Origin of the sequence: Streptomyces niveus, assembly GCF_001723055.1 — a bacterium.
GTDB classification, from domain to species: Bacteria; Actinomycetota; Actinomycetes; order Streptomycetales; family Streptomycetaceae; genus Streptomyces; species Streptomyces niveus.
Window position 1 is genome coordinate 1 of record NZ_MDCR01000425.1, and the last position, 4,699, is coordinate 4,699.

Genomic DNA, 4,699 nt, shown 5'->3' on the forward strand with positions numbered 1-4,699 from the left:
CGGTACGGGAGTGCGACTGTCGGTGTCATGACAGCAAGTGAGTGAAAGTTAAGGTTGTTTCCAATCACCGTCAAGAGTGTTGGGAAAGTTTCCTAACGATTCGCCCGCAAGCGCTTCCCACGCCCACCCCGATCACTCCGCGCCCCTCACCGCGACCCGCTACAGCACGCGCCGCATCCCCCGGTGCGCGATCCCCACGGAGTCGTACTCGGCGCCGTACGCCACGTACCCCAGCCGCTCGTAGAAGCCCAGGGCGCGCGTCTGCGCGTGCAGATCCACCACGAGCAGCCCGCGCTCCCGCGCCAGATCCTCCACGGCCCTCACGAGCGCCGCACCGACCCCGAGGCCGCGCGCCNNGCGAGCCCACCGTCGGATCGCCGTCGGTCCGGTCCGCCGCCTCCGGCCCGTACAGCAGCCTCGACGTGCCGAGCGGCAGCCCGTCCTCGCACACCGCGAGCACGTGGGCGGCGGCGGCGTCGAGGGCGTCGTGGGAGTCGAACTCCAGGTCACGGGGCACCAGTTGCTCCGTGACGAAGACCTGAGTGCGCACCGCGAAGCACGCCTCACGGTCGGCCGCGCCGGTGGCGGGCCGGATCTCGTACACGCTCACGCGTTGCTCTCGGCGCGCACCGTGTCCAGGGCCTGCTGGAGGTCGTCCGGGTAGGTGCTCTCGAACTCCACCCACCGGCCGTCCGACGGGTGCTCGAAGCCCAGCTTCATCGCGTGCAGCCACTGCCGGGTCAGCCCCAGACGCTTGGCCAGCGTCGGATCGGCGCCGTACGTCAGGTCACCGACGCACGGGTGGCGGTGGGCCGCCATGTGCACGCGGATCTGGTGCGTGCGGCCCGTCTCCAGCTTGATGTCCAGCAGCGAGGCGGACCGGAAGGCCTCGATCAGGTCGTAGTGCGTGACCGACGGCTTGCCCTCGGCGGTCACGGCGAACTTGTAGTCGTGGTTCGGATGGCGCCCGATCGGGGCGTCGATCGTGCCGCTCATCGGGTCCGGATGTCCCTGCACCAGCGCGTGGTAGCGCTTGTCGACGATCCGCTCCTTGAACTGCGCCTTGAGCGAGGTGTACGCGCGCTCCGACTTGGCCACGGCCATCAGCCCGGACGTACCGACGTCGAGGCGGTGCACGACGCCCTGGCGCTCGGCGGCGCCGGACGTCGAGACGCGGTAGCCGGCCGCGGCGAGCCCGCCGATGACGGTGGTGCCCGTCCAGCCGGGGCTCGGGTGCGCGGCCACGCCGACGGGCTTGACGACCACGACGATGTCGTCGTCGTCGTACACGATCTCCATGCCCTCGACGGGCTCGGCCACGAGACGCACGGGCGCGGCGGGCGCGGGCATCTCGACTTCCAGCCAGGCCCCGCCGCGTACCCGCTCGGACTTGGCGACCACGGCGCCGTCGACCTGCACCTTCCCGGCGGCGGCCAGCTCGGCCGCCTTCGTACGGGAGAACCCGAACATCCGGGCGATGGCGGCGTCGACGCGCTCGCCCTCCAGGCCATCGGGAACGGGCAGGGTGCGGATATCGGGAACGGTGCTCACCCGTCGAGTATGCCTTGCCCGTACGGCTCGACCGCCCACGGACGGCGGCCACGGCCTCCGGGGAGGCCGTCAGTCGCGGTGGACGGTCCCGTCGGGGTCGAGCCCGCGGAAGGACAGGATCACGATCAGGAAGCCGCCGCAGACGATCGCGGAGTCGGCGAGATTGAACACCGCGAAGTTCGCCGGCGCGATGAAGTCCACGACCGCGCCCTTGAACACCCCCGGCTCACGGAAGATCCGGTCGGTGAGATTGCCGAGCGCCCCGCCGAGCAGCAGACCGAGCGCGAACGCCCACGGCCCGCTGTAGAGCTTGCGGGCCAGTCGCGCGATCACCACGATGACGGTCGCCGCGACGAAGGTGAAGAAGACGGTGTACGCCTCGCCGATGCCGAAGGCGGCGCCCGCGTTGCGTACCGCCTCGAACTTCAGCAGATCACCGATGACCTCGATCGGCTCGTGGTGCTCCAGCTTCGCCACCACGAGCATCTTGCTGCCGAGGTCGAGCAGATAGGCGACGAGCGCCACGGAGAAGAGCGCGAGGATCTTGCGCTTCCTCCGGACCGGCTCGGCGGGAGCCGCGCCCTCGTCGTCAACATCTGGCGTACCGATGACGCGCTCCGCCTCTGCCACGTGAGTCCCTCAAGTTAGATCCCGACTAGGGACGAGGGTACGGCACACGCGTACGGTCTCAGCCGCGCCTTTCCTGCTTCTGCTTGTCCTCGACACACAGCGTGGCCCGGGGGAACGCCTGCATCCTGGCCTTGCCGATCGGCTTGCCGCAGACCTCGCAGAGCCCGTACGTCCCGGCGTCCAGGCGCAGCAGCGCCCGCTCCGTCTGCTCGACCATCTCGCGGGCGTTCGCGGCCAGGGACATCTCGTGTTCGCGGGTGATGTTCTTGGTGCCGGTGTCCGCGTCGTCGTCGCCCGCGCCGTCGCCGGAGTCCCGCATCAGCCCGACGAGCGCCTGCTCGGACGAGGAGATCTGGGCGTTCAGCCGGGCCGCCTCGCTCTCCAGCCCGGCCCGCGCCTCGGCGACCTCCTCCTCGGTCCACGGATCCTCACCTGGCCGTACGGCCAGCTCCCCGGCCGGTGTGACGCCGCGCGCCGGGGGCACCGCGGTCGCCGTGCCGGCCGCGGCCGCCGCCGGCCTCTTCCCCGCTGTCTTCTTCGCTGCCACCGTCTTGGCTCCCGTCTGTTCCGCGGCCTCGGCCGCCCCCTCGGCCGCGGACGCGGCCTTTTTCGCGGCTTTCCTGGCGGCGGCCTTCTTAGGAGGCGCCGTCTTCTTGGCCGCGGTCTTCTTCGCAGGTGCCTGGTGCTCCGGCCCGGCCGCGGCGGTCTCCTCCGCGGCGGGTGTGTGCGGCGCCGTCTTCTTGGCCGCCGACTTCGCTGTCTTCTTCACAGCCGTTTTCTTGGCCGCTGTCTTCTTCGCGGCGGTCTTCTTCGCCACCATGCCGCGGCCCCTTCACATTTTGTGATCTTGCACGCGAGTCGTGCTGGGACGATAAATCGACACCAGCCACGCGGCAACGGGGCACGCCGCCGGTCGGACCCGCCTCCGCCGGTGACAAGGCGAGCCTCCATCGGTTGTGCCCAGCTCCCCGCCGGGTAATCCGACGCGGGGACGGCTCGGAGAAGTACGCGGGGCCCGCCGGACCATTCGGGTCAGCGACGGGGCCGTACGCCCTGGCAGGCCGTGCGGGCCCCGCACACGGCCGGAAAACCGGTCGGCCGCCCCTGTGGCCGCCCCGTACACTGGCCTCAGCGAGAGGCGTGGATGGGGACGAGTAGCTCCGAGAGCGGCCATGAGCGACCCGGGGACGGTGCGAGCCCGGGGGCAGAGCGCGAAGCGAAGCATCACCCCGGAGCCGCCGGAAGAAAGCCCTGGCCGTACGCGGGGTGAGTAGACCCGGCAGCGCGACCCCAATGAGGGGGCCGAGGGCGGCGACGCCCGGGGCCAAGGAGGGTGGTACCGCGGGAGCCGCAGGCTCTCGTCCCTCCGACGGAGATGCCGGAGTTCCGTTGGAGGAGTTTCACCGATGACGCCACCGCAGTACAGCCAGGTGCCCGCGCAGGTAGACCTGCCCGCGCTGGAGCACGCCGTGCTCACGTTCTGGCGCGACAACAAGGTCTTCGACAAGACCCTGGCGCAGTCCGAGGGCCGCCCCGAGTGGGTCTTCTACGAAGGACCGCCGACCGCCAACGGCATGCCTGGCGCGCACCACATCGAGGCCCGCGTCTTCAAGGACGTCTTCCCGCGCTTCCGTACGATGCGCGGCTACCACGTGGCGCGCAAGGCCGGCTGGGACTGTCACGGCCTGCCCGTGGAGATCGCCGTCGAGAAGGAGCTGGGCTTCACCGGCAAGCAGGACATCGAGAAGTACGGCATCGCGGAGTTCAACGAGAAGTGCCGCGACTCGGTGACCCGGCACACGGACGCCTTCGCCGAGCTGACGACCCGCATGGGGTACTGGGTCGATCTGGACGACGCGTACCAGACGATGAACCCCGAGTACATCGAGTCCGTCTGGTGGTCGCTGAAGGAGATCTTCAACAAGGGCCTGCTCGTCCAGGACCACCGGGTCGCTCCCTGGTGCCCGCGCGACCAGACGAGCCTGTCCGACCACGAGCTGGCGCAGGGCTACGAGACGATCGTCGACCCGTCCGTCTTCGTCCGCTTCCCGCTGACCTCCGGACCGCTGGCGGGCGACGCGGCCCTCCTCGTCTGGACGACCACGCCCTGGACCCTGGTGTCCAACACGGCGGTCGCCGCACACCCCGACGTCACCTACGTCGTCGCGACGAACGGCACCGAGAAGCTCGTCGTCGCCGAGCCGCTGGTGGAGAAGGCGCTCGGCGAGGACGGCTGGGAGCTGACCGGCGAACGCTTCACCGGCCGCGAGATGGAACGCTGGACGTACGAGCGCCCGTTCTCGCTCATCGACTTCCCCGAGGGTTCCGAGGCGCACTACGTCGTCAACGCGGAGTACGTGACGACGGAGGACGGTACGGGTCTGGTCCACCAGTCCCCCGCGTTCGGCGCGGACGACCTGGTGGTCTGCCGGGCGTACGGCCTGCCGGTGGTGAACCCGGTCCGCCCCGACGGCACGTTCGAGGCGGACGTGCCGCTGGTCGGCGGCGTCTTCTTCAA

4 protein-coding genes and 2 pseudogenes are annotated in these 4,699 nt (G+C 70.3%); 1 reads left to right on the plus strand and 5 read right to left on the minus strand.

Annotation, left to right across the window (positions count from 1 at the left end):
• Positions 1-159 precede the first annotated feature (159 nt).
• The 5 genes and pseudogenes from BHU15_RS41800 to BHU15_RS35365 form a co-directional block, all read right to left on the minus strand.
• Positions 160-355: pseudogene (locus BHU15_RS41800) on the minus strand (GNAT family N-acetyltransferase); the annotation flags it as partial.
• A gap of 2 nt (positions 356-357) precedes the next feature.
• Positions 358-610 (minus strand): annotated as a pseudogene (locus BHU15_RS41805) (GNAT family N-acetyltransferase); the annotation flags it as partial.
• On the minus strand, positions 607-1,551 hold the full coding sequence (locus BHU15_RS35355; protein ID WP_069630864.1) for an RluA family pseudouridine synthase: 945 nt from the start codon (positions 1,549-1,551) through the stop codon (positions 607-609). The gene BHU15_RS35355 and the pseudogene BHU15_RS41805, both read right to left, overlap by 4 nt.
• Before the next feature lie 69 nt (positions 1,552-1,620).
• A complete protein-coding gene (gene lspA / locus BHU15_RS35360) occupies positions 1,621-2,181 on the minus strand; it encodes a signal peptidase II (protein WP_023542382.1) in 561 nt (186 codons plus the stop codon).
• Between the two features lie 58 nt (positions 2,182-2,239).
• A complete protein-coding gene (locus tag BHU15_RS35365) occupies positions 2,240-3,001 on the minus strand; it encodes a TraR/DksA family transcriptional regulator (RefSeq protein WP_069630865.1) in 762 nt (253 codons plus the stop codon).
• A gap of 586 nt (positions 3,002-3,587) precedes the next feature.
• On the opposite strand from BHU15_RS35365, the gene BHU15_RS35370 reads away from it, so the two are divergent.
• On the plus strand, positions 3,588-4,699 hold a 1,112-nt coding region (locus tag BHU15_RS35370), incomplete at its 3' end, for a class I tRNA ligase family protein (RefSeq protein WP_141726955.1).